General features: G+C 71.0%; 19 protein-coding genes. 16 read left to right on the top strand and 3 right to left on the bottom strand.

Annotated elements, in window-relative coordinates; all coding sequences use genetic code 11:
• Window positions 1–283: 283 nt before the first annotated feature.
• The 3 genes from AB3X10_RS12405 to AB3X10_RS12395 form a co-directional block, all read right to left on the bottom strand.
• Window positions 284–1,177 (bottom strand): hydroxymethylglutaryl-CoA lyase, encoded by an 894-nt coding sequence (locus AB3X10_RS12405; protein WP_369975330.1) that lies wholly within the window; start codon window positions 1,175–1,177, stop codon window positions 284–286.
• Between the two features lie 175 nt (window positions 1,178–1,352).
• Window positions 1,353–1,754 (bottom strand): VOC family protein, encoded by a 402-nt coding sequence (locus AB3X10_RS12400; RefSeq protein WP_369975329.1) that lies wholly within the window; start codon window positions 1,752–1,754, stop codon window positions 1,353–1,355.
• Entirely contained in the window at window positions 1,751–2,539 is a 789-nt protein-coding gene (locus AB3X10_RS12395) for an enoyl-CoA hydratase-related protein (protein ID WP_369975328.1), read from the bottom strand. Before AB3X10_RS12395 ends, AB3X10_RS12400 begins: the two co-directional genes overlap by 4 nt.
• Before the next feature lie 124 nt (window positions 2,540–2,663).
• Between AB3X10_RS12395 and AB3X10_RS12390 the strand changes: the two genes are divergently transcribed.
• From AB3X10_RS12390 to prfB, 16 genes are all read left to right on the top strand, one after another.
• On the top strand, window positions 2,664–2,933 hold the full coding sequence (locus AB3X10_RS12390) for a FeoA family protein (RefSeq protein ID WP_369975326.1): 270 nt from the start codon (window positions 2,664–2,666) through the stop codon (window positions 2,931–2,933).
• Window positions 2,930–4,789 carry a ferrous iron transporter B gene (feoB, locus tag AB3X10_RS12385; RefSeq protein WP_369975325.1) on the top strand — a complete coding sequence of 620 codons (1,860 nt, stop codon included), beginning with the start codon at window positions 2,930–2,932 and terminating at the stop codon, window positions 4,787–4,789. The genes AB3X10_RS12390 and feoB overlap by 4 nt, the downstream gene beginning before the upstream one ends.
• A gap of 1 nt (window position 4,790) precedes the next feature.
• Complete coding sequence (locus AB3X10_RS12380) at window positions 4,791–5,045, top strand: DUF6587 family protein (RefSeq protein ID WP_369975323.1); 255 nt, start codon at window positions 4,791–4,793, stop codon at window positions 5,043–5,045.
• 45 nt (window positions 5,046–5,090) lie between these two features.
• Window positions 5,091–5,456, top strand: coding sequence for a hypothetical protein (locus AB3X10_RS12375; RefSeq protein WP_369975322.1), 366 nt, complete (start codon window positions 5,091–5,093; stop codon window positions 5,454–5,456).
• 165 nt (window positions 5,457–5,621) lie between these two features.
• Complete coding sequence (locus AB3X10_RS12370) at window positions 5,622–6,830, top strand: PLP-dependent aminotransferase family protein (RefSeq protein WP_369975320.1); 1,209 nt, start codon at window positions 5,622–5,624, stop codon at window positions 6,828–6,830.
• A 22-nt stretch (window positions 6,831–6,852) separates the two neighbouring features.
• Entirely contained in the window at window positions 6,853–7,563 is a 711-nt protein-coding gene (locus AB3X10_RS12365; protein ID WP_369975319.1) for an MOSC domain-containing protein, read from the top strand.
• Window positions 7,564–8,147: 584 nt separating this feature from the next.
• A complete protein-coding gene (gene dapB, locus AB3X10_RS12360) occupies window positions 8,148–8,864 on the top strand; it encodes a 4-hydroxy-tetrahydrodipicolinate reductase (protein WP_369975317.1) in 717 nt (238 codons plus the stop codon).
• Between the two features lie 161 nt (window positions 8,865–9,025).
• Complete coding sequence (gene carA, locus AB3X10_RS12355; RefSeq protein WP_369975315.1) at window positions 9,026–10,180, top strand: glutamine-hydrolyzing carbamoyl-phosphate synthase small subunit; 1,155 nt, start codon at window positions 9,026–9,028, stop codon at window positions 10,178–10,180.
• Window positions 10,177–10,581 (top strand): four helix bundle protein, encoded by a 405-nt coding sequence (locus AB3X10_RS12350; RefSeq protein ID WP_128419732.1) that lies wholly within the window; start codon window positions 10,177–10,179, stop codon window positions 10,579–10,581. Before carA ends, AB3X10_RS12350 begins: the two co-directional genes overlap by 4 nt.
• 1 nt (window position 10,582) lies before the next feature.
• Window positions 10,583–13,825 carry a carbamoyl-phosphate synthase large subunit gene (carB, locus tag AB3X10_RS12345; protein ID WP_369975314.1) on the top strand — a complete coding sequence of 1,081 codons (3,243 nt, stop codon included), beginning with the start codon at window positions 10,583–10,585 and terminating at the stop codon, window positions 13,823–13,825.
• 8 nt (window positions 13,826–13,833) lie between these two features.
• Entirely contained in the window at window positions 13,834–14,298 is a 465-nt protein-coding gene (gene greA, locus AB3X10_RS12340) for a transcription elongation factor GreA (protein WP_185817409.1), read from the top strand.
• A 4-nt stretch (window positions 14,299–14,302) separates the two neighbouring features.
• Complete coding sequence (locus AB3X10_RS12335; protein WP_369975313.1) at window positions 14,303–15,223, top strand: phosphoglycerate mutase; 921 nt, start codon at window positions 14,303–14,305, stop codon at window positions 15,221–15,223.
• On the top strand, window positions 15,220–16,947 hold the full coding sequence (recJ, locus tag AB3X10_RS12330; RefSeq protein ID WP_369975312.1) for a single-stranded-DNA-specific exonuclease RecJ: 1,728 nt from the start codon (window positions 15,220–15,222) through the stop codon (window positions 16,945–16,947). The genes AB3X10_RS12335 and recJ overlap by 4 nt, the downstream gene beginning before the upstream one ends.
• Window positions 16,948–17,343: 396 nt before the next feature.
• Complete coding sequence (locus AB3X10_RS12325; protein WP_369975311.1) at window positions 17,344–20,277, top strand: VIT domain-containing protein; 2,934 nt, start codon at window positions 17,344–17,346, stop codon at window positions 20,275–20,277.
• 61 nt (window positions 20,278–20,338) lie between these two features.
• Window positions 20,339–21,235, top strand: a complete 897-nt coding sequence (locus tag AB3X10_RS12320) for a LytTR family DNA-binding domain-containing protein (protein WP_369975310.1) — start codon at window positions 20,339–20,341, stop codon at window positions 21,233–21,235.
• A 97-nt stretch (window positions 21,236–21,332) separates the two neighbouring features.
• Window positions 21,333–22,458 (top strand): peptide chain release factor 2 gene (prfB, locus tag AB3X10_RS12315; RefSeq protein WP_145700079.1). Its coding sequence is split into 2 segments (ribosomal slippage): window positions 21,333–21,407 and window positions 21,409–22,458, totalling 1,125 coding nucleotides; the frame shifts between segments, so codons are not numbered across the junction.
• The last annotated feature ends 49 nt before the right edge of the window (window positions 22,459–22,507 follow it).

Below are 22,507 nucleotides of genomic sequence, written 5' to 3'. Positions count from 1 at the left end.
GGCTGGCGGCGGCAAGCGCGTGGAGGCGCATGCCAAGCCAGGCAGGTGCATCGCGCTTCGCGTGTGCCGCGGCTGCCTGCGCGGCTGGCGTACTCGGGCCGCAGTGTTGCCATGGCCACGCTGGCGTGCGCCGCCGGTCGGCGACCGCGTTCGCGTCAGCGCCTGTGAGTGTCGGCCTGGAACTGCCTCGACATGCATGCGCGGCAAGTTGCGTGAGGCACTGCCGGTGCAGGATCGGTGGGCACTGCCGGCGCGCCGATCCAGGCGCGCCGGTCGGCCGCGGTCACGCCGCCGCCAACGCCTGGCCGACCTTGCTGCCGGTCGGCCGGCCGAGTTTCTGCGCCAGCCAGCGCCCGGTCGCGGCCAGCGCCTGCAGGTCGATGCCGGTGGCCACGCCGTTGCCGTGCAGCAGGTAGACCACATCCTCGCTGGCCACGTTGCCGCTGGCGCCCTTGGCGTACGGGCAGCCGCCGGCGCCGGACACCGCCGCATCTACCACGCGCACGCCTTCCTCCAGGCACGCGGCGATATTGGCCAGGGCCTGGCCGTAGGTGTCGTGGAAATGCACCGCCAGCGCCGCCATCGGCACCTCGGCGGCGACCGCGCGCAGCATCGCCCGCGCCTTGCCCGGGGTGCCGACGCCGATGGTGTCGCCCAGCGAGATCTCGTAGCAGCCCATCGCGTGCAGCTGCCGCGCCACCCGCACCACGTCGGCCAGCGGCACGGCGCCCTGGTAGGGGCAGCCGAGCACGGTGGAGACGTAGCCGCGCACCTTGACCCCGTCGGCGGCCGCGCGCGCCAGCACCGGCGCGAAGCGCGCCAGCGATTCGTCGATGCCGGCGTTGGTGTTGGTGCGGTTGAAGGTCTCCGAGGCGGCGGTGAACACCGCGACCTCGCGCACGCCGACCGCGGCCGCGCGTTCGTAGCCCTGCAGGTTCGGCACCAGCACCGGGTAGTCCACATCGGGCGCCGGCACGATGCCGGCATAGACCTCGGCCGCATCGGCCAGCTGCGGCACCCATTTCGGGCTGACGAAGCTGGTCGCCTCGATGCTGCGCAGGCCGGTGCGCGACAGCTGCGCGATCAGTTCGATCTTGTCGGCGGTGGCGACCCAGGCCTTCTCGTTCTGCAGGCCGTCGCGCGGTCCCACTTCCACCAGGCGCACGAAGTCGTTCATCGGCCACGCCCAGGTCGCGGCGCGAAGACGCGGGCCGTCGGCGCGGCGCGCGCGGGGCAGGGCGGAGAGGGCGGGTGGGTGGTCACGTGCATTCCTTGGAGTGAACGGCTGCGCGCCGTGGCCGCGCGGCGCAGTGCAGCCCGGGCGACGCGCGGCGGCCGGCGCAAGGCGCCGCTCAGGCGCTCGCCGGGCGGTGGCACACGGCTTCGATGTTGTGCCCATCCGGATCCAGCAGGAAGGCCGCGTAGTAGTCGGGGTGGTAATAGGGCCGCAGGCCGGGCGCGCCATGGTCGCGCCCGCCGGCGGCCAGGCCGGCGCGATGGAACGCGTCCACCTGCGCGCGCTCGGCGGCGACGAAGGCCAGGTGCAGCCCGCCGCCGGTGCCGGGGGCGCCGTCGCTGAGCCAGACGCTGGGCTTGCCGTCGCGGCCGAAGCCGACGTGGCGGCGGTCGCCGGTCTGCTCGGCGCTCACTTCCATCACCACGTCCAGTCCGAGCGCGGCCAGCGCGGCGCGGTAGAAGGAGAGGCTGCGCTCCAGGTCGGCGCAACTCAGGCCGATGTGGTCGAGCGGGCTCACCAGAATCCCATCCAGTCCGGGTCGCGCTTGTCCAGGAAGGCGCTCAGTCCTTCCTGGCCTTCGGCCGAGACCCGCAGCCGCGCGATCAGCGCGGCGTTGTCGCGGTCCAGGGTGGCGCCGTCGCCGCCCGCGGCGACCCGGCGCACCAGCGCCTTGGCGCCGGCGGCGGCGAGCGGACCGGCCTGGCCGAGCAGTTCCACCTGGCGTTGCACCGCCGCGTCCAGCGCGTTCGGCGCCACGGTCTGGTGCACCAGGCCGATCTGGGTGGCGGTGGCGGCGTCGAACGCCTCGGCGCTGGCGAACCAGCGCCGCGCCTGGCGCGCGCCGATCGCGGCGATCACGTACGGCGAGATCACCGCCGGCAACAGGCCCAGCCGGCTCTCGCTGAGCCCGAAGCGGGCATCGGTGGAGGCCACCGCGATGTCGCAGCAGGCGATGAGCCCGACCGCGCCGCCGAAGGCCGCGCCATGCACCCGCGCCACGGTCGGCTTGGGCAATTCGTCCAGGCTGCGCATCAGCTGCGCCAGCGCCAGCGCGTCGGCCAGGTTCTCGGCCTCGCTGGCGGCGGCCATCGAACGCATCCATTGCAGGTCCGCGCCGGCCGAGAACGCCGCGCCGGCGCCGGCCAGCACCACCACCTTGACCTTGGGGTCGGTGCCGATCTGCTGCAGCGTCGCGGTCAGCTGCGCGATCAGCGCGGCGTCGAACGCGTTGCGTACCTCGGGTCGGTTCAGCCGCAGCGTCAGGACCTTGCCTGAGCGCTCCAGCAGCAGTGCATCGCTCATCGGCGGGTCTCTTGCGAAGGGATAACGGCAGCCATACGGCGATCATAGCGGGCTGCGCCGGCCGCGCCATCATGCGATGCGGCGATGCTACAATTGATAACCATTCTTATCGACGGAACGTTCCGTGACGTTGTCCGATATGCCGTTGCGCAGCACCGCCACCGTAGAGACCGTGCACGACACCCAGCCCAACGACGCCATCGCGCGCCGCCTGCGCGAGCTGGGTTTCGTCGCCGGCGAGCAGGTGCAGGTGCTGGCGAGCGGTCCGGTCGGCGGCGAGCCGTTGCTGGTGCAGGTCGGCTATACGCGGTTCGCGCTGCGCCGCAGCGAGGCGGCGCGGGTCCAGGTCAGCGTCGCCGTCGAGGCCGACGTCGCCGCCGGGGCGCGGCCGTGAGCGCGGAGCGCGTCCCGCTGCGGCTGGCCCTGGTCGGCAACCCGAACTGCGGCAAGACCGCGCTGTTCAACCAGCTCACCGGCAGCAAGCAGAAGGTGGCCAACTACGCCGGGGTCACCGTCGAGCGCAAGGAGGGCCGCTTCCGCGCGCCGTCCGGGCGCGACTTCGCGGTGCTCGACCTGCCCGGCGCCTACAGCCTGCAGCCGGCCAGCCTGGACGAGGCGATCACCCGCGACCTGTGCCGCGGCTTCTATCCGGGCGAGCCGGCGCCGGACGTGCTGGTGTGCGTGGTCGATGCCACCAACCTGCGCCTGCACCTGCGCTTCGCGCTGGAGCTGCGCGAGCTGGGCAAGCCGATGCTGGTGGCGCTGAACATGGTCGACGCCGCGCAGCGCCGTGGCATCCAGATCGACCGCCAGGCGCTGGAAGACGCGCTCGGCGTGCCGGTGATCGAGACCGTGGCGGTGCGCCGCAACGGCGCCAGGGCGCTGGTCGAGCGGCTCGACGCGCTGGCCCCGTCGCTGCCGCCGGCGGTGGCGCCGGCCGAGGGGCAGGGCGACTACCACCAGCAGGTGCGGCGCATCCTCGCTGCGGCGGTGTCGATGCCGACCCGCACCTCGCGCATCGACGATGCGCTGGACCGCTGGCTGCTGCACCCGGTCGCCGGGCTGCTGACCCTGGCGGTGGTGATGTTCCTGATCTTCCAGGCGGTGTATGCCTGGGCCGCGCCGCTGATGGACCTGATCGACGGCGGTACCAAGGCGCTCGGCGCCTGGGTCGGAGCGACCCTGCCGGAGGGGCCGCTCAACAGCCTGCTGGTCGACGGCATCATCGCCGGGCTCGGCGGGGTGGTGATCTTCCTGCCGCAGATCCTGATCCTGTTCGCCTTCATCCTGGCGCTGGAGGAATCGGGCTACCTGCCGCGCGCGGCGTTCCTGCTCGACAAGATGATGGCCGCGGCCGGGCTGTCCGGGCGCTCGTTCATCCCGCTGCTGTCCAGCTTCGCCTGCGCGGTGCCCGGGATCATGTCCACGCGCAGCATCCAGGACCCGCGCGACCGCCTGGCCACGATCCTGGTGGCGCCGCTGATGACCTGCTCGGCGCGGCTGCCGGTGTACGCGCTGCTGATCGGCGCGTTCATCCCGCAGCAGAAGGTCTGGGGCGTGTTCAACCAGCAGGGGCTGGTGCTGTTCGGGCTGTATTTCGCCGCGATCGCCAGCGCGCTGGCGGTGTCGTGGACGATGAAGAAGTGGCGCCGCGACAAGGGCGAGCACCCGCTGCTGCTGGAGCTGCCGTCCTACCGCGTGCCGCACCTGCGCGACCTGGCGCTGGGCCTGTGGGAGCGCGCGGCGATCTTCCTCAAGCGCGTCGGCGGCATCATCCTGGCGTTGACCATCCTGCTGTGGTTCCTGCTGTCGTTCCCGGCCGCGCCGGCCAACGCCACGCTGCCGCCGATCGACTACAGCTTCGCCGGCCGCATCGGCCACGCGATGACCACGGTGTTCGCGCCGCTGGGCTTCAACTGGCAGATCTGCATCGCGCTGATCCCCGGCCTGGCCGCGCGCGAGGTGGCGGTGGCGTCGCTGGCGACGGTGTACGCGCTGTCGGCGGCCGACGACGATGCCGCCGCGCAGGCGCTGTCGCCGCTGATCAGCGACGGCTGGTCGCTGGCTACCGCGCTGTCGCTGCTGGTCTGGTACATCTACGCGCCGATGTGCATTTCCACGCTGGCCACGATCAAGCGCGAGACCAACTCGTGGAAGCAGATGAGCTTCGCCGCGCTGTACCTGTTCGCGCTGGCGTATTTCGCCTCGCTGGTCACCTACCAGGTCGCGGTGGCGCTGGGAGCCGGCTGAGATGAGCGCCTCGCTGCTGCTGCAGTACCTGGTGATCGCACTGGCGGTGCTGCTCAGCGCCTGGGTGGTGCTGAAGAAGCAGTTCCCCGGCACCGCGCGCAAGCTGCGCGGCGCCATCGCCGTGCGCCTGCTCAAGCCCGGCCGCGCGTCGTGGCTGCAGGCGCTGGGCCGCAGGATCGCGCCTGCGGCCAGCGCCGGCGCCGGCGCGTGCGGCGGCTGCGACAGCTGCGGCCCGGCGCCGACGCGGCGGCATTGAGCCTGGCGGCAGCGCACGCAACGCAATGAGGCGGGGCCAGCTGCCATGAACGATCCGCCGCTGCCGGCCGGCGCCTTCCCGGGCCTGGATCTGCAGGCGCTTGCGCCGCTGCAGCGCGATGCGTTGCGCCAGGCCGATGCCGATTTCCGCGCCGTCGCCGCCGGCCGCGCGCCGCTGCACGCCCACATCGATATCGAAGCGCCGTTGCCGGCCGATGGCGGCACCCGTTACTACCTGGGGCAGGGCTATCGCTTGACCGTGCTGCGCCGCCTGTCCGGCCTCGGTGCACAGACGGCCATCGCCTACGGCCCGATCCTGCAACTGGACGCGGCGCTGTTCGCCGGCGTGGAGGTTCCGGCGCTGTCGGATGTGCGCCTGTATGCGCCTGCCGCGCTGCAGCAACTGGTGTAGCCGCAATCCGGGCATGCGCGCCGCGCGTTGCCCGGCGCCGCGCGTCCTGCAAGGGTTTCGCTCGTGCAGACAAGCGCGTCGCGCGTCGCGCGCGGTCGCCCCGGCGCTGGCGCAGGACTGCAGGGCGGGGTCGCCGATGCGCACTGGCACCCCCGCGCTTATCCTATGCCGATGACGACCTCCTTCCAGTTCTCCCGCCGTGCGCAGGCGCTGACCAGTTCGGCGATCCGCGAAATCCTCAAGATCACCGAACGCCCGGAGGTGATCTCCTTCGCCGGCGGCCTGCCGTCGCCGGACACGTTCCCGGTCGCGCGCATGCAGTACGCCTGCGACAAGGTCCTGCGCGAAGCGCCGCAGGCGGCGCTGCAGTACGGCCCCACCGAAGGCTACCTGCCGTTGCGCGAATGGGTGGCGGCGCGGCTGAGCCGCGACGGCGCCAGCATCCGTCCCGGCCAGGTGCTGATCACCACCGGTTCGCAGCAGGGCCTGGACCTGCTTGGCAAGGTGTTCATCGACGAAGGCAGCAAGGTGCTGGTGGAGACGCCGAGCTACCTCGGCGCGCTGCAGGCGTTCTCGCTGTTCCAGCCGGCGTTCGCGGCGATGCGCTCGGACGACGACGGGCTGGTGGTGGATGCGCTGGACGACGCGCAGCTGGCCGGCGCGCGTTTCATGTACTGCCTGCCGAACTTCCAGAACCCGACCGGGCGGCGCCTGCCGCTGCACCGGCGCCAGGCATTGGTCGCGCGCGCGGCCGCCGCCGGCGTGCCCATCGTCGAGGACGATCCCTACGGCGAGCTGTGCTACAGCGGCGACACGCTGCCGAGCCTGCTGTCGATGAATCCGGACGGCGCCATCTACATGGGCTCGTTCTCCAAGGTGCTGGCGCCGGGCCTGCGCCTGGGCTTCGTGGTCGCGCCCGAAGCGGTGCACGCCAAGCTGGTGCAGGCCAAGCAGGCGGCGGACCTGCACACGCCCTCGTTCAGCCAGCGCATCGTCTACGAGGCGGTGCAGGACGGCTTCCTGGATGCGCACATCCCCGGTATCCGCAGCCTGTATGCGAGCCGCTGCCAGCAGATGCTGGCGGCGCTGGAGAAATACTTCCCGTCGCAGGTGCGCTGGAACCGCCCCGCCGGCGGCATGTTCATCTGGGTCGAACTGCCGGCGGGCATGGACGGCGGCGCGCTGCTGGCCAAGGCGATCGAACGCAACGTGGCCTTCGTGCCGGGCGCGCCGTTCTTCGCGGTCGAGCCGCAGCGCAACACCTTGCGCCTGTCGTTCGTGACCGTGCCGGAAGCGCGCATCGAGACCGGCGTGCGCATCCTCGGCGAGCTGCTGCAGGCCGAGGTCGCCGCGCATCGCGGCGCCGCGGCCTGATGCGGCCTGTGGGGGGCCGCGCATGAGTGCGCCTGCGGCACTGGACCTGGGCGTGGACGCGGTGCTGGTCGGCCGCGTGCAGGCATTCACCCGTCCCGGCAGCCGCAGCGCGATCGCCAAGCGGCCGCTGCCCGGGCGGCTGCGGATCGGCAGCGAAGGCCTGGAACTGGACGAGCAGGGCGACCGCCGCGTGCATGGCGGCCCGGACAAGGCGCTGCACCACTATCCGCGCGACCACTACGCGGCCTGGCGCCAGGAACTGGGCGCGCACGCCTTGCTGGACGCGCCCGGCGCGTTCGGCGAGAACCTCAGCACGCACGGCGCCACCGAGGCCGATATGTGCCTGGGCGACCGGCTGCGGCTGGGCACGGCGCTGGTCGAGGTCTCGCAGTCGCGGCAGCCGTGCTGGAAACTGTCCGACCGCTTCGGCGTGGCCGCGCTGGCGCGGCGCGTGCAGGAAAGCGGCCGCACCGGCTGGTACTACCGCGTGCTGCAGCCGGGCGAGGTCGCCGCCGGCGACCGCCTGACCCTGCTGGAGCGGCCGTATCCGGCCTGGTCGCTGGCCCGCCTGATCCAGCTGCTGTACCGGCGCGAGGTGGACCCGGCGCAGCTGGAGCAGGTGCTGGAATTGCCGCTGGTGCCGAACTGGCGCGTGCTGTTCGAACGCCGCCTGGCCCAGCGCGAGGTCGAGAGCTGGGACAAGCGCCTGCTGGGGCAACCGGCGGCCGAGTAGGGCGCGCCACTCATCGCCGCGGCGAATGAGCGTCGGACGTTCCGGCGGCGGATGCCGTCGGGACTGAAGTCCCTCCCACAGTGCACCCGGCGAGTTGGCCGCAAGTCCCTGCAGGAGCGGCTTCAGCCGCGACGAACGGAGCGCTGGCCCTTCCGCCTTCGGATATTGTCGGGGCTGAAGCCTCCTACAGTGCACCCGTCGTGCTGGCCGCAAGTCCCTGTAGGAGCGGCTTCAGTCGCGACGAACGGAGCGCTGGACCTTCCGCCTTCGGATACTGTCGGGGCTGAAGCGCCTCCTACAGTGCACCCGGCGTGCTGGCCGCAAGCCCCTGCAGGAGCGGCTTCAGCCGACGAGCGCAGCGATGGACCTTCCGCCTTCGAATGCTGTCGGGGCTGAAGCACCGCCTACAGCGCACCCGGCGCGCTGCTCGCAAGTCCCTGTGGGAGCGACTTCAGTCGCGACGAGCGCAGCGGCAGACCTTCAGGCGTCGAATTACCGTCAACGCTCGAACAGCCTCCGTCGCGAATCAGTGCCACGGCCCACCACCCCTGTCGCCCACCGCCACAAACCGCTAGCCTTGCGCGATGACGACTTCCCCCGTGCGTGTGTTGATTCATGGTGCGTCCGGCCGCATGGGCCAGGCGCTGTTGCGGCTGGCCGCGCAGGACCCCGCCTTGCAGGTGGTCGGCGCGGTGGTCCGCCGCGCGCCGGCGCAGCGGGTGGTCGACGGGGTGCCGTACTTCGCCGCGGCCGAGCTGAACGGGGCGCCGGCGTTCGACGTGGCGGTCGATTTCAGCCTGCCGCAGGGCTTCGACCCGGTGCTGGCGCTGTGCGTGGCGCGCGGCGCGGCGCTGGTGTCCGGCACCACCGGCCTGGACGAGGCGCAGCGGCAGGCGCTGGCCGACGCGGCCGCGCGCATCCCGCTGATCTGGGCGTCGAACTTCAGCCTCGGCGTGGCGGTGCTGAACGAGCTGGTGGAGCGCGCCGCCGCGGCGCTGCCGGGTTGGGATTGCGACATCGTCGAATCGCACCACGTGCACAAGCAGGACGCGCCGTCCGGCACCGCGCTGACCCTGGGCGAGGCGGCCGCGCTCGGCGGCGCGCAGCCGCGCTACGCCAGCCTGCGCGCTGGCGACATCGTCGGCGAGCACCTGGTGCAGTTCGCCGGGCTCGGCGAGCGGGTGGAACTGGTGCACCGCGCAAGCAACCGCGACATCTTCGCCCGCGGCGCGCTGCATGCCGCCGCACGCCTGCCGGGCCGCGCGCCCGGGGCCTACCGGCTGCGCGACCTGCTCGGCTGAACGGCGCTTTCACATAAACGTCTGGCGCGGACAGGCCCGCGTCGGTACAATTCTCGCTCGCCTGTTACCCATCGCCACGGACCCGGAGAAGCGCCGAGTTCGCGGTTTCTTGCAGCCGCAAGTTGGTGGGGCAGGGTTCCTCTCTCCCCAAGGCGAACCCCGTGACTCAACCCGCAATCCTTGTCCTTGAAGACGGCACCGTGTTCGAGGGCGAATCCGTAGGCGCCGCCGGCCTGTCCGTCGGCGAAGTGGTGTTCAACACCGCGATGACCGGCTACCAGGAGATCGTCACCGATCCGTCCTACGCCCGCCAGCTGGTCACCCTGACCTACCCGCATATCGGCAACACCGGTTGCACCGACCAGGACGACGAAGCCGCCCAGGTCTGGTCGGCCGGCCTGATCGTGCGCGACGTGCCGCGCCGCCCCAGCAGCTGGCGCAGCCAGGTGTCGCTGCCGGACTGGCTGATCCAGCGCGGCGTGGTCGCCATCGCCGGCATCGACACCCGCAAGCTGACCCGCATCCTGCGCGAGAAGGGCGCCCAGAACGGCGCGCTGATGGCCGGCGAAGTGAACGTGGACACGGCGCTGGAAGCGGCGCGCACGTTCCCCGGGCTCAAGGGCATGGACCTGGCCAAGGTGGTGTCCACCGACAAGGCCTATGCGTGGCGCGACGGCCAGCTCGACCTGGACAGCAACGCGTTCGCGCAGGCGGCGCCGAAGTACAAGGTCGTCGCCTACGACTACGGGGTGAAGCTCAACATCCTGCGCATGCTCGCCGAGCGCGGCTGCGAGGTCACCGTGGTGCCGGCGCAGACGCCCGCCGCCGAGGTGCTCGCAATGAATCCGGACGGCGTGTTCCTGTCCAACGGCCCGGGCGATCCGGCGCCGTGCGACTACGCGATCGCCGCGATCAAGCAGATCGTGGCCAGCAGGATCCCGACCTTCGGCATCTGCCTGGGCCACCAGCTGCTGGCGCTGGCCGCCGGCGCGCAGACCCTGAAGATGGGCCACGGCCACCACGGCGCCAACCATCCGGTGCAGGACCTGGACAGCGGCCGGGTGATGATCACCTCGCAGAACCACGGCTTCGCGGTCGACGAAGCGTCGCTGCCGGCCAACGTGCGGGTGACCCACCGCTCGCTGTTCGACGGCACCAACCAGGGCATCGAGCTGACCGACGCGCCGGCCTTCAGCTTCCAGGGCCACCCGGAGGCCTCGCCGGGTCCGCGCGACGTGGCGCCGCTGTTCGATCGCTTCACCGCGCTGATGCGGGACTCGGGACTCGGGACTCGGGACTCGAGTTCGGTGCAGTGAGTCCCTCGCATTTTCGAGAACTCGATGTTTGGCAGTTGGCGATGGCGTTAGCCAAGCAGGTTTACGAAATAACCGCGGATTTTCCGCGGGAAGAGCGTTATGGGTTGACGTCACAACTGCAACGTTCCGCCGTATCCATTCCTTCGAATATTGCCGAAGGCAACGCGCGCCACGGCGCGCGCGACTACGCAAGATTCGTTTCCGTGGCGCAGGGGTCCTGCGCCGAATTGCAAACGCAATTGCTGTTGGCGCTGGAACTTTTCCTGGGCGACGCAGCAGCAATCGAAGAAGCCTTATCGACGTGTGACCGGGTCGGCCGCATGCTGTACAAGCTGCATCGCAGCTTGCTGCAGAAGCTCGAATCCGAGTCCCGAGTCCCAAGTCCCGAGTCCCGGAGCTGACATGCCCAAGCGCACCGATCTAAAAACCATCCTCATCATCGGCGCCGGTCCGATCGTCATCGGCCAGGCCTGCGAGTTCGACTACTCCGGCGCGCAGGCGTGCAAGGCGCTGCGCGACGAGGGCTACCGCGTGGTGCTGGTCAACAGCAACCCGGCCACGATCATGACCGACCCGAACATGGCCGACGCCGTGTACATCGAGCCGATCAACTGGCAGACGGTCGAGAAGATCATCGCCAAGGAAAAGCCCGACGCGCTGCTGCCGACCATGGGCGGGCAGACCGCGCTGAACTGCGCGCTGGACCTGGCCGACCACGGCGTGCTGGAGAAGTACGGCGTCGAGCTGATCGGCGCCAAGCGCGAAGCGATCATGATGGCCGAGGACCGCGAGCTGTTCCGCGTGGCGATGGGCGAGATCGGCCTGGAATGCCCGAAGGCGGCGGTGGCGCACACCCTCGAGGAAGCGCTGGAGATCCAGACCCGGGTCGGCTATCCGACCATCATCCGCCCCAGCTTCACCCTCGGCGGCAGCGGCGGCGGCATCGCCTACAACCGCGAGGAACTGATCGAGATCGTGACCCGCGGCCTGGAACTGTCGCCGACCAGCGAAGTGCTGGTCGAGGAATCGGTGCTGGGCTGGAAGGAATTCGAGATGGAAGTGGTCCGCGACACCGCGGACAACTGCATCATCGTCTGCTCGATCGAGAACCTGGACCCGATGGGCGTGCACACCGGCGACTCGATCACCGTGGCCCCGGCGCAGACCCTGACCGACAAGGAATACCAGCGCCTGCGCGACGCCTCGATCGCGGTGCTGCGCAAGATCGGTGTGGACACCGGCGGCTCAAACGTGCAGTTCGGCATCAACGCGCAGACCGGCCGCGTCGTCGTCATCGAGATGAACCCGCGCGTGTCGCGGTCCTCGGCGCTGGCCTCCAAGGCCACCGGTTTCCCGATCGCCAAGGTCGCCGCCAAGCTGGCGGTCGGCTACACCCTGGACGAACTGAAGAACGAGATCACCGGCGGCCTGACCCCGGCCTCGTTCGAGCCGTCGATCGACTACGTGGTCACCAAGATCCCGCGCTTCGCGTTCGAGAAGTTCCCGCAGGCCGATGCGCGCCTGACCACGCAGATGAAGTCGGTGGGCGAGGTGATGGCGATGGGCCGCACCTTCTCCGAATCGCTGCAGAAGGCGCTGCGCGGCCTGGAGACCGGCAAGATCGGGCTCGACCCGACCGGGCTGGACCTGGGCAGCGAGGACGACATGGCCGCGCTCAAGCGCGAGTTGAAGGCGCCCGGCCCGGAGCGGCTGTTCTACGTCGCCGATGCGTTCCGCGCCGGCATGAGCGTGGAGCAGGTGCATGCGCTGTCGTTCATCGATCCGTGGTTCCTGGACCAGATCGAGGACCTGATCGCGCAGGAGAAGCAGCTGGCCGCCGACGGCCTGGGGTCGCTGGACGCCGCGCGCCTGCGCACGCTCAAGCGCGCCGGCTTCTCCGATGCGCGCCTGGCCGAGCTGGCCGGCACCAACGAGGCCGCGATCCGCGCGCTGCGCCGCGCACACAAGGTGCGCCCGGTGTACAAGCGGGTGGACTCGTGCGCGGCCGAATTCGCCACCGATACCGCCTACCTGTATTCGACCTACGAGGACGAGTGCGAGGCCAAGCCCAGCGACCGCGACAAGATCATGATCCTCGGCGGCGGCCCCAACCGCATCGGCCAGGGCATCGAGTTCGACTACTGCTGCGTGCACGCGGCGCTGGCGCTGCGCGAGGATGGCTACGAAACCATCATGGTCAACTGCAACCCGGAGACCGTGTCCACCGACTACGACACCTCCGACCGCCTGTACTTCGAGCCGCTGACCCTGGAAGACGTGCTGGAGATCGTCGAGCTGGAGCAGCCCAAGGGCGTGATCGTGCAGTACGGCGGGCAGACCCCGCTGAAGCTGGCGCGGGCGCTGGAAGCCAACGGCGTGCCGGTGATCGGCACCAGCCCGGACTCGATCGACCTGGCCGAGGACCGCGAGCGCTTCCAGCAGCTGGTCGACAAGCTGGGCCTGAAGCAGCCGCCGAACCGCATCGCGCGCAACGCCGACGAAGCGCTGGTGCTGGCGCGCGAGATCGGCTACCCGCTGGTGGTGCGCCCGAGCTACGTGCTCGGCGGCCGCGCGATGGAGATCGTCTACGGCGAATCGGACCTGGCGCGCTACGTGCGCGACGCGGTCAAGGTCTCCAACGATTCGCCGGTGCTGCTGGACCGCTTCCTCGACAACGCGGTGGAAGTGGACGTGGACATCATCGCCGACAAGGACGGCCAGGTGCTGATCGGCGGGGTGATGGAGCACATCGAGGAAGCCGGCGTGCATTCGGGCGATTCCTCGTGCTCGCTGCCGCCGTACTCGCTGTCGGCCAAGACCCAGGCCGAGCTGCGCCGCCAGGTGGTGATGCTGGCCAAGGGCCTGAACGTGGTCGGGCTGATGAACACCCAGTTCGCGGTGCAGGTGGACGAGGCCGGCGACGACATCGTGTTCCTGCTGGAAGTGAACCCGCGCGCCTCGCGCACGGTGCCGTTCGTGTCCAAGGCCACCGGCATGGCGCTGGCCAAGATCGCCGCGCGCTGCATGGCCGGCAAGACCCTGGCCGAGCAGGGCGCGCTGAAGGAGATCGTGCCCGACTACTACTCGGTGAAGGAAGCGATCTTCCCGTTCGCCAAGTTCCAGGGCGTGGACCCGATCCTCGGCCCGGAGATGCGCTCCACCGGCGAGGTGATGGGCGTGGGCCGCAGCTTCGGCGCCGCCTTCGCGCGCGCGCAGGAAGCCGGCGGGATCAAGGCGCCGCCGCTGGGCAAGGCGTTCCTGTCGGTGCGCGACCCGGACAAGCAGCGCGTGCTGCCGGTGGCGCAGGCGCTGGTCGAGCGCGGCTACACCCTGGTCGCGACCAGCGGCACCTGCGCATGGCTGCGCCAGCACGGCCTGCAGTGCGACCAGATCAACAAGGTGGCCGAGGGCCGCCCGCACATCGTCGATCTGATCAAGAACGGCGAAATCGTGTATATCGTCAACACCACCGAGGGCCGTGCGGCGATCTCCGACTCGTTCTCGATCCGGCGCGAAGCCCTGCAACAGCGCGTCACCTATTCGACCACCGTCGCCGGCGCGCGTGCGCTGGTGCATTCATTGGAATTCCGCGGCACCGGCCCGGTCTGGGCGCTGCAGGAACTGCACAAGGAGCTGGAAGCGTGAGAGCCCCGATCACCATGCAAGGCGCGCAGCGTTTGCGCGAGGAACTGGACCAGCTGAAGTCGGTCAAGCGCCCGGAAGTCATCGCCGCGATCGCCGAGGCGCGCGCGCACGGCGACCTCAAGGAAAACGCCGAGTACCACGCCGCGCGCGAGCAGCAGGGCTTCATCGAAGGCCGCATCAAGCAGCTGGAGAGCGAGCTGTCGCACGCCGAGGTCATCGACGTCAGCAAGCTGGCGGTCGGCAGCAAGGTGGTGTTCGGCGCGACCGTGACCCTGGCCGACGTCGAGACCGACGAAGAGAAGCGCTACCAGCTGGTCGGCGACCTGGAAGCGGACATCAAGCTGGGGCTGATCGCGATCTCCTCGCCGCTGGCGCGCGCGCTGATCGGCAAGCTGGAAGGCGACAGCGTCAGCATCGACGCCCCGGCCGGCCGTCGCGAGTACGAGATCGTCAGCGTCGAATACGTCGGCTGACGCCGTGGCGGTCGCCACCCTGCTGTTGCCGGAGCGGGCGCGCCTGGCCGGTGCGCCCCTGACCGGCGAGGTGGCGCGCGCGTTCGGCCGCGCCGAGCGCGAGCGCCTGGAGCCCGGAGCCGACGCGCAGTTGCGTCGCCATTTCGCGTTGCCGCCCGGGCCGTTGCCGGTGGCGGCGCTGACCCGGCAGCTGGATGCCGGCGATGCCGGCGACGGCGTGTGGCTGCGCGCCGATCCGGCCTACGTGGTGCCGGACATGCAGGGCGCGCGGCTGATGGCGCATGGCGACATGCTCGCGATCGACGCCATCGACCTGGCCGCGCTGCTGCCGTCGCTGCAGGAGGTGTTCGCCGAGGCCGGCCTGGCGCTGGACGCCGCCGAACCCACCCGCTGGTATCTGCGCCTGGACCCGGGCAGCGCGCTGCCCGAGTTCGCCGCACCGGCGCAGGTGCTCGGCGCCGACCTGTTCGACCACCTGCCGCAGGGCGAGGGCGCGCGCCGCTGGCGGGCGCTGCTGACCGAGACCCAGGTGGTGCTGCACCAGCATCCGTGGAACCGCGAGCGCGTCGCCCGTGGGCAGCCGGCGATCAACTCGCTGTGGTTCTGGGGCGGCGGCGCGCTGCCGGCCACGGTCACCACCGCGCATGCGCAGGTGCGCAGCCGCGAGCCGCTGCTGCGCGCGCTGGTGCAGGCGGCCGGGATCGACGCCGAACAGGCGCCGCGCGTCGACGCGCTGGTCGACCTGCGCCAGCTGCGCGCGCCCGAGCAGTTCGTCGGCGAGGTGATGCAGCCGCTGCTGGAAGCGCTGCAGCGCGGCGAGCTGCAGCAGCTGTTGCTGGATTTCGAGGACGGCGTGCGCTTCCGGATCCAGCGCGACCAGCGCTGGCGGTTCTGGCGGCGGCCGCTGGCGCGCCTGGACGCATGAGCCCGGCGCTGCGCATCACCCGGCGGCCGGCCGCCGAGGGCGGGCCGTGGACGGACAGCATGCTGCCGCTGCTGCGCCGCATCTACACCGCGCGCGGCGCCCACGACCCCGGCCTGGCGCAGCCGAAACTGGCGCAGCTGCTGCCGCCGGATGCGCTCAGCGGCATCGACGCGGCGGTCGCCTTGCTGGCCGCGGCGATCGGCGCCGGCAAGCGCATCCTGGTGGTCGGCGATTTCGACTGCGACGGCGCCACCGCCTGCGCGGTCGCGGTGCGCGGGCTGCGCCTGCTCGGCGCCGCGCAAGTGCTGCACGCGGTGCCCAACCGCATGGTGCACGGCTACGGCCTGTCGCCGGCGCTGGTCGCCGAACTGGCGCCGCTGCAACCGGACCTGCTGGTCACCGTCGACCACGGCATCGCCTGCCATGCCGGCGTGGCCGCGGCCAAGGCGCTGGGCTGGCAGGTGCTGGTCACCGACCACCACCTGCCGGGCAGCGTGCTGCCGCCGGCCGATGCGATCGTCGATCCGAACCTGGCCGGCGACGCGTTCCCGAGCAAGATGCTGGCCGGCGTCGGGGTGATCTTCTATGTGCTGCTGGCGCTGCGCCGGCACCTGCGCGAGCGCGGCGCGTTCGCGGCGCAGGCGCCGGACCTGACGGTGCTGCTGGACCTGGTCGCGGTCGGCACCGTCGCCGACCTGGTGCCGCTGGACGCCAACAACCGCGCGCTGGTGGCGGCCGGGCTGCGCCGCCTGCAGCGCGGCGACGGCTGCGTCGGCCTGCGCGCCTTGATCGAGGCCAGCGGCCGCGACCCGGCCCGGCTCAGCGCCGGCGACATCGGCTTCGCGCTGGCGCCGCGGCTCAACGCCGCCGGGCGCCTGGAGGACATGGCGCTGGGCATCGAGCTGCTGCTGTGCGAAGACCCGCGGCAGGCGCGCGAGATCGCCGCCACGCTGGAACAGATCAACGGCGAGCGCCGCGCCGTGCAGCAGCAGATGACCGACGAGGCCGAGGCCACCGTGGCGCGGGCCTTGCTGGCCGCGCCGGACGCGCCGCCGGTGGCGGTGTGCCTGTTCGATGCCGACTGGCATCCGGGCGTGATCGGCCTGGTCGCCTCGAAGCTGAAGGACCGGCTGCATCGCCCGGTGATCGCCTTCGCCCCGGCCGAGCCCGGCAGCGCGCAGTTGCGCGGTTCGGCACGCTCGATTCCCGGCTTCCATATCCGCGACGCGATGGCGGCGGTGGAGGCGCGCCGGCCCGGGCTGATGGACAAGTTCGGCGGCCATGCGATGGCGGCGGGGCTGAGCCTGCGCCAGGACGCCCTGGCCGAGTTCGAGCAACTGTTCCGCGAACATGCGCTGGCCAGCCTGGACGCGGAATTGCTGCAGGCCGAACTGCTCAGCGACGGCGCGCTGGATCCGCACGAGCTGGACCACCGCCATGCCGAGGCGCTGCGCCTGGCCGGGCCATGGGGGCAGGGCTTCCCCGAACCGCTGTTCGACGGCGAGTTCGAGGTGCTGCAGTGGCGCGTGCTGAAGGAGCGCCACCTCAAGCTGAGCCTGCGTTGCGCCGGCCGCGGCGACGCGTTGAACGCGATCCACTTCAACGGCTGGCACGGCAGCGAACCCGGCCGCCGCGTGCACATCGCCTACCGCCTGGTCGCCGACGACTACCGCGGCGGCGAGGCGGTGCAACTGGTGGTGGAGCACTGCCAGAGCCTGGCTTAGCCCCTCTTCCCTCGGGAGAGAGGGGTTGGGGTGAGGGTGTCGCTTGAAGCGTCTCGCGGAGTTCGGGTGCAGGAGGCTTGCGCCCGGACCCTCATCCTCCCCTTCGGAGCACCTTCCCCCCAAAAAGGGGGCCATGGTCCCGAGGGGAGAAGGGAACAGCCATGCGCACATGGCCCTCTCCCTCCGGGAGAGGGGTTGGGGTGAGGGTACGGCGCGAAAGCGACTCGCTGAGTTCGGATGCAGGAGGCGTGCGCCCGTACCCTCATCCGCCCTTCGGAGCACCTTCCCCCCAAAAGGGAGCCATGGTCCCAAGGGGAGAAGGGAAAACAGCCGCGCGCTAACCCCGCAACGCGGTACCGCGCGTTCAAGCTGTACCGTCCCATCGAGGAGTGATCCATGCCGTCCATCGCGCGCAAAGGCCTGTGCTTGCTGTTGTTGTCGTTATCGTTGGCCGCCGCCGTGCCGGCCTGGGCGCAATCCGCGCCGCAGCGGCAGCTCCTCGCGCCGCTGCTGCAGACCGACCAGGGCGAACGCCCGGTCGAACTGCGCTCGGCGACGGTGAGCGCGCATGCCGCGGCCGGCCTGGCCGAGACCACGGTGGAGCTGCTGTTCTTCAACCCCAATGCGCGGGTGCTGGAGGGGCAGCTGGCATTCCCGCTGCGCGACGGGCAGCAGATCAGCGGTTTCGCGCTGGATATCGACGGACAGATGCGCGATGCGGTGCCGGTGCCGAAGGCGCGCGGGCGCCAGGTGTTCGAGGCGATCGAGCGGCGCGGGGTGGACCCGGGCCTGGTCGAGCAGACCGCCGGCAACCAGTTCCAGTTGCGCCTGTACCCGATTCCCGCGCACGGCAGCCGCCGCGTGCGCCTGGTCTATCGCGAATCGCTGCCGCGCAGCGCGGCGGGCTGGCAGTGGCGCCTGCCGCTGGGCTATGCGGCCAGCGCCCAGGCGCTGCGCCTGCAGCTGAGCACGCAGGCGGCGCCGATCGAGGCCGCGGCGTTGCCTGCAGGCCTGCGCCTGCTGCCGACGCCTGGCGGCTATGCGGCGGACTGGTCGGGTACCCCGTCGCAACTGCCGAAGGAACTGGCGCTGTCGTTGCGCACGACCAACGATCCGCGCGTCGCGATCGGCCGCCACGACGGCCAGCGCTATTTCCAGGCGCTGGTGCCGATCGCCGACCTGCACGGCGCACGCCCGCTGCCGCAGCGCATCGGCCTGCTGTGGGACGCGTCCGGTTCGGCGCGGCAGCGCGATATTCCCGCGGAACTGGCGCTGCTGCAGCGCTATTTCGCCGCGCTCGGCAACGCCCAGGTGGACCTGATCGTGCTGCGCGACCGCGCCGAGGCGCCGCGCCGGTTCCAGGTGCGCGATGGCGACTGGAGCGCCTTGCAGGCCACGCTGCGGGGCCTGCAGCCCGACGGCGCCAGCGCGCTGGGCGATTGGCGGCCGGCGGCGCAGGTGCAGGAGTATCTGTTGTTCAGCGATGGCCTGGGCAACTACGGCGCGCAGGCCTTGCCGGCGCTGGCGCCGGGCCAGCGCCTGTACGCGATCGATTCGGCCGGCGCCCACGCCGATGCCGCGCGCCTGGCGGCGTCGGCGGAAGCGCGTGGCGGCCGCTTGATCGAGGTGCATGGCATGCAGGGCGTGCAGCAGGCCAGCGAACGGCTGCTGCAGCGCGGCGGCGAACTGGTGGCGCTGCAGGGCGAGGGCGTGGCCGATCTGGTCGCCGATTCGCGCTACGCCGACGACGGCTATCTGCGCATCGCCGGGCGCCTGCTCGCGGCCGATGCGATGCTGCAACTGGAAATCGCCACCGCCGCCAGCACGCGCCGCCTGAGTCTTCCGTTGCGCGGCGCCAGCGAGGTGCCCGGCGACCTGGTGCCCGGCGCCTGGGCGCGGGCCATGTTGCGCAGCCTGGCGGCCGATCCGCTCGGCGATGCCGAGCGCCGCCAGCAGCTGGCCAGCCGCTTCGGCCTGGTCAGCGCCGATACCTCGTTGCTGGTGCTGGAAAACGTCGACGATTACGTGCGCTACGCCATCGCGCCGCCGCCGGCGCTGCGCGAGGCGGTCGCGCGCGCGCAGGCGCAGCGCCAGCAGGAGCAGGGCGAGCAGCGCAGGCAGCGCATCGACCGCGTCGCCGAGGATTTCGCGCAGCGCATCGCCTGGTGGCAGCGCACGTTCCCGAAGAACGCGCCGCCGCCGGCCAAGCCGCAAGGCGAGGGGCGCGATTCCAGCCGGCAGCGGCGGGACGGCGTTTCGCGGCCTGCGCCGATGATGGCCATGGCGCCGCCGGCACCCGCCGCGCCGATGCCAGCGGCAGAGTCTGCTGCGCTGGATGCAGTGGCCGTCAGCGGCGCGGTTGCGGCATCGGATGGCTATGCGAGGAACGCCGATGCGCGTGCCAGCGCGCCTGCGGCCACCACGATCTCGCTGGCCCTGCAGCCCTGGCGGCCGGATTCGCCCTATGCCCGGCGCCTGCGTGCCGCGGCGGCGGACGAGGTCTATCCGCTGTACCTGAGCGAGCGCGCCGCGCATGCCGACAGCGTGGCGTTCTACCTCGACGTGGCCGACGTGCTGTTCGAACGCGGCCAGCGCGAGCTGGCGCTGCGCGTGCTGTCGAACCTGGCCGAGCTGCAGCTGGAGAACCGCCACGTGCTGCGCGTGCTCGGCTACCGGCTGCTGCAGGCCGGCCGCGCCGACCTGGCAGTGCCGGTGTTCGAGCAGGTGCTGCGGCTGGGCGAAGAGGAGCCGCAGAGCTTCCGCGACCTGGGCCTGGCCTATGCCGCACGCGGCGACCGGCAGGCGGCGATCGAACAGCTGTACCAGGTCGTCGCGCGCGACTGGGACACCCGCTTCGACGGCGTGGCGCTGATCGCCTTGAACGAGTTGAACGCGATCGTGGCGCAGGCCCCGCGCCCGCTGCAGACCGGTTTCGTCGACCCGCGCCTGCTGCGCAACCTGCCGCTGGACCTGCGCGTGGTGCTGAACTGGGACAGCGACAACAGCGACATGGACCTGTGGGTGACCGATCCCAACGGCGAGCGCTGCTACTACGCGCACCGCGCCACCTACCAGGGCGGGCAGCTGTCGCAGGATTTCACCGGCGGCTACGGGCCGGAGGAGTTCTCGCTGCGCCGGGCCAAGCCGGGCACGTACAAGGTGGAGGCGAACTTCTTCGGCGACCGCCAGCCGCTGGTCACCGGCGCCACCACCTTGCACCTGCAGCTGAGCACCGGCTGGGGCGGCGCCACGCAGCGCGACCAGCAGGTGACGCTGCGGCTGAAGGACAGGAAGGAGACGATCCTGGTCGGCGAGTTCGAGGTGCGCTGAGCGCGCCGCCGCATCGCCGCGACGGCCATTGCGCAATGGCCGGCGCGCTACCATGCGCGCCATGTCCGAATCGCCAAGCCCCAGCGTCTATTCCCGTTTCCTGCCGTGGCGGCGCGGTTTCGAGATCGGCTTCTGGGTCGCGCTCACCCTGGTCAACGGCATCGCCAACAGCATCACCGTGCTGATCGACATCCGCCGCAACGGGCTGCATTTCGCCGCCTGGGAGCCGGCGTTGTGGGAATGGTCCAGCGGCCTGATGTTCCTGCTGATCGTGCCGATCCTGGTGCTGCTGACCCGGCGCTATCCGCTGCATTGGGACAACTGGCGGCGCCGGCTGCCGGCCTATGCGCTGGGCAGCGTCGCGTTGTCGGTGCTGCACGTGCTGGGCATGGTCGCGATCCGCAGCGCGGTGTACCGCCTGCAGGGCCTGCACTACGACTTCGGCCCGTGGCCGCAGGGGCTGGCCTACGAGTACCTGAAAGACGTGCGCAGCCTGGCCTCGATGCTGCTGTGCGTGGAGATGTACCGCTTCCTGCTGCGCCGCTGGCAGGGCGAGGCGGCCTTGCTCGGCGCGCCCGACGAAGGCCCGCCGGTGGAGTCGCTGGAGCGCCCGGAGCGCTTCCTGGTGCGCAAGCTCGGCCGCGATTTCCTGGTCGCCGCCGCCGATATCGAATGGCTGCAGGCCTCGGGCAACTACGTCAACCTGCGCGTGCGCGGCCACGACTACCCGCTGCGCAGCACCATGGCCGCGATCGAGGCCAGGCTGGACCCGGCGCGGTTCGTGCGCATCCACCGCAGCTACATCGTCAACCTGGGCTGCGTGGTGTCGATCGAACCGCTGGAGACCGGCGAGGCGCGCGTGCACCTGCGCGACGGCAGCCATGTGCCGTGCAGCCGCCGCTACCGCGCCGCCCTGCGCGCGGCGGCCGGGGAGGGCGAGGCGACGCTCGCCGAATGATCGGCACGGTGCCCGGCCCGGGCGGGCCGCCGCCGCGCGCTGTGGCGCGGCGGCCGGAATTGCTAGAATCGCGCTCTTGTTTGCCGGAATACCGACCATGATCGAACTCAATCCCATCCGCCACCGCATCGCCGATCTGTCCGATCGGGTGCTGTCGCTCCGGGGGTTTCTTTGACTACGACGTCAAGAAGGAACGCCTGGAGGAAGTGACCCGGGAGCTGGAAAGCCCCGATGTCTGGAACGACCCCGAGCGCGCCCAGGGCCTGGGCCGCGAACGCGCCAACCTGGAGAAGACCGTCGGCGGCATCGCCAGCGTGCTCGACGGGCTGAACGAGGCGCTGGAGTTCCTGGAGCTGGCCGAGAGCGAGGACGACGAGGACACCGCGCTGGCGGTGGTCGCCGATGTCGAGCGCTTCCAGGCGCACGTGGAGAAGCTGGAATTCCAGCGCATGTTCTCCGGGCAGATGGACGCCAGCAACGCCTTCGTCGACATCCAGGCCGGCGCAGGCGGCACCGAGGCGCAGGACTGGGCCGAGATCCTGCTGCGCATGTACCTGCGCTGGTGCGAGTCGCGCGGCTGGAAGACCGAGTTGATGGAAGTCTCCGGCGGCGAAGTGGCCGGGATCAAGTCGGCCACGCTGCGCGTGGAAGGCGATTTCGCCTACGGCTGGCTGAAGACCGAGACCGGCGTGCACCGGCTGGTGCGCAAGTCGCCGTTCGATTCGGACAACCGCCGCCACACCAGCTTCACCTCGGTGTTCGTGTCGCCGGAAGTGGACGACAACATCGACATCGACATCAACCCGGCCGACCTGAAGACCGACGTCTACCGTTCTTCCGGCGCCGGCGGCCAGCACGTCAACAAGACCGAGTCGGCGGTGCGCATCACCCACGTGCCGACCGGCATCGTGGTCGCCTGCCAGACCGGGCGCAGCCAGCACCAGAACCGCGACAACGCGATGAAGATGCTCGCCGCCAAGCTGTACGAGCTGGAGATCCAGAAGCGCAACGCCGAGCGCGACGCGGTCGAGGCGACCAAGTCGGACATCGGCTGGGGCAGCCAGATCCGCAACTACGTGCTCGACCAGAGCCGGATCAAGGACCTGCGCACCGGCATCGAACGCACCGACACGCAGAAGGTGCTCGACGGCGACCTGGACGAATTCGTCGAGGCCAGCCTCAAGTCCGGCCTGGAAGTCGGCGCCAAACGCAGCGACGCCTGAACCGCCGGCCTCCGCCCGCCAGGGCGGAGGCCGCCCGCGCGGCGCAGCG

Source organism: Xanthomonas sp. DAR 80977 (assembly GCF_041240605.1).
Taxonomy (GTDB): Bacteria; Pseudomonadota; Gammaproteobacteria; order Xanthomonadales; family Xanthomonadaceae; genus Xanthomonas_A; species Xanthomonas_A bundabergensis.
Note: the sequence above shows the minus strand (reverse complement) of the source record. Positions and strands in the feature narration are given on the sequence as shown.

Bases quoted from the DNA above. Each gene is read 5' to 3' on its own strand.
- AB3X10_RS12405 (WP_369975330.1), bottom strand. From the start codon at position 1,177: ATGAACGACTTCGTGCGCCTGGTGGAAGTGGGACCGCGCGACGGCCTG.
- AB3X10_RS12395 (WP_369975328.1), bottom strand. From the start codon at position 2,539: ATGAGCGATGCACTGCTGCTGGAGCGCTCAGGCAAGGTCCTGACGCTG.
- AB3X10_RS12380 (WP_369975323.1), top strand. From the start codon at position 4,791: ATGAGCGCCTCGCTGCTGCTGCAGTACCTGGTGATCGCACTGGCGGTG.
- AB3X10_RS12375 (WP_369975322.1), top strand. From the start codon at position 5,091: ATGAACGATCCGCCGCTGCCGGCCGGCGCCTTCCCGGGCCTGGATCTG.
- AB3X10_RS12370 (WP_369975320.1), top strand. From the start codon at position 5,622: ATGCCGATGACGACCTCCTTCCAGTTCTCCCGCCGTGCGCAGGCGCTG.
- AB3X10_RS12365 (WP_369975319.1), top strand. From the start codon at position 6,853: ATGAGTGCGCCTGCGGCACTGGACCTGGGCGTGGACGCGGTGCTGGTC.
- dapB (WP_369975317.1), top strand. From the start codon at position 8,148: ATGACGACTTCCCCCGTGCGTGTGTTGATTCATGGTGCGTCCGGCCGC.
- carB (WP_369975314.1), top strand. From the start codon at position 10,583: ATGCCCAAGCGCACCGATCTAAAAACCATCCTCATCATCGGCGCCGGT.
- recJ (WP_369975312.1), top strand. From the start codon at position 15,220: ATGAGCCCGGCGCTGCGCATCACCCGGCGGCCGGCCGCCGAGGGCGGG.
- AB3X10_RS12325 (WP_369975311.1), top strand. From the start codon at position 17,344: ATGCCGTCCATCGCGCGCAAAGGCCTGTGCTTGCTGTTGTTGTCGTTA.
- AB3X10_RS12320 (WP_369975310.1), top strand. From the start codon at position 20,339: ATGTCCGAATCGCCAAGCCCCAGCGTCTATTCCCGTTTCCTGCCGTGG.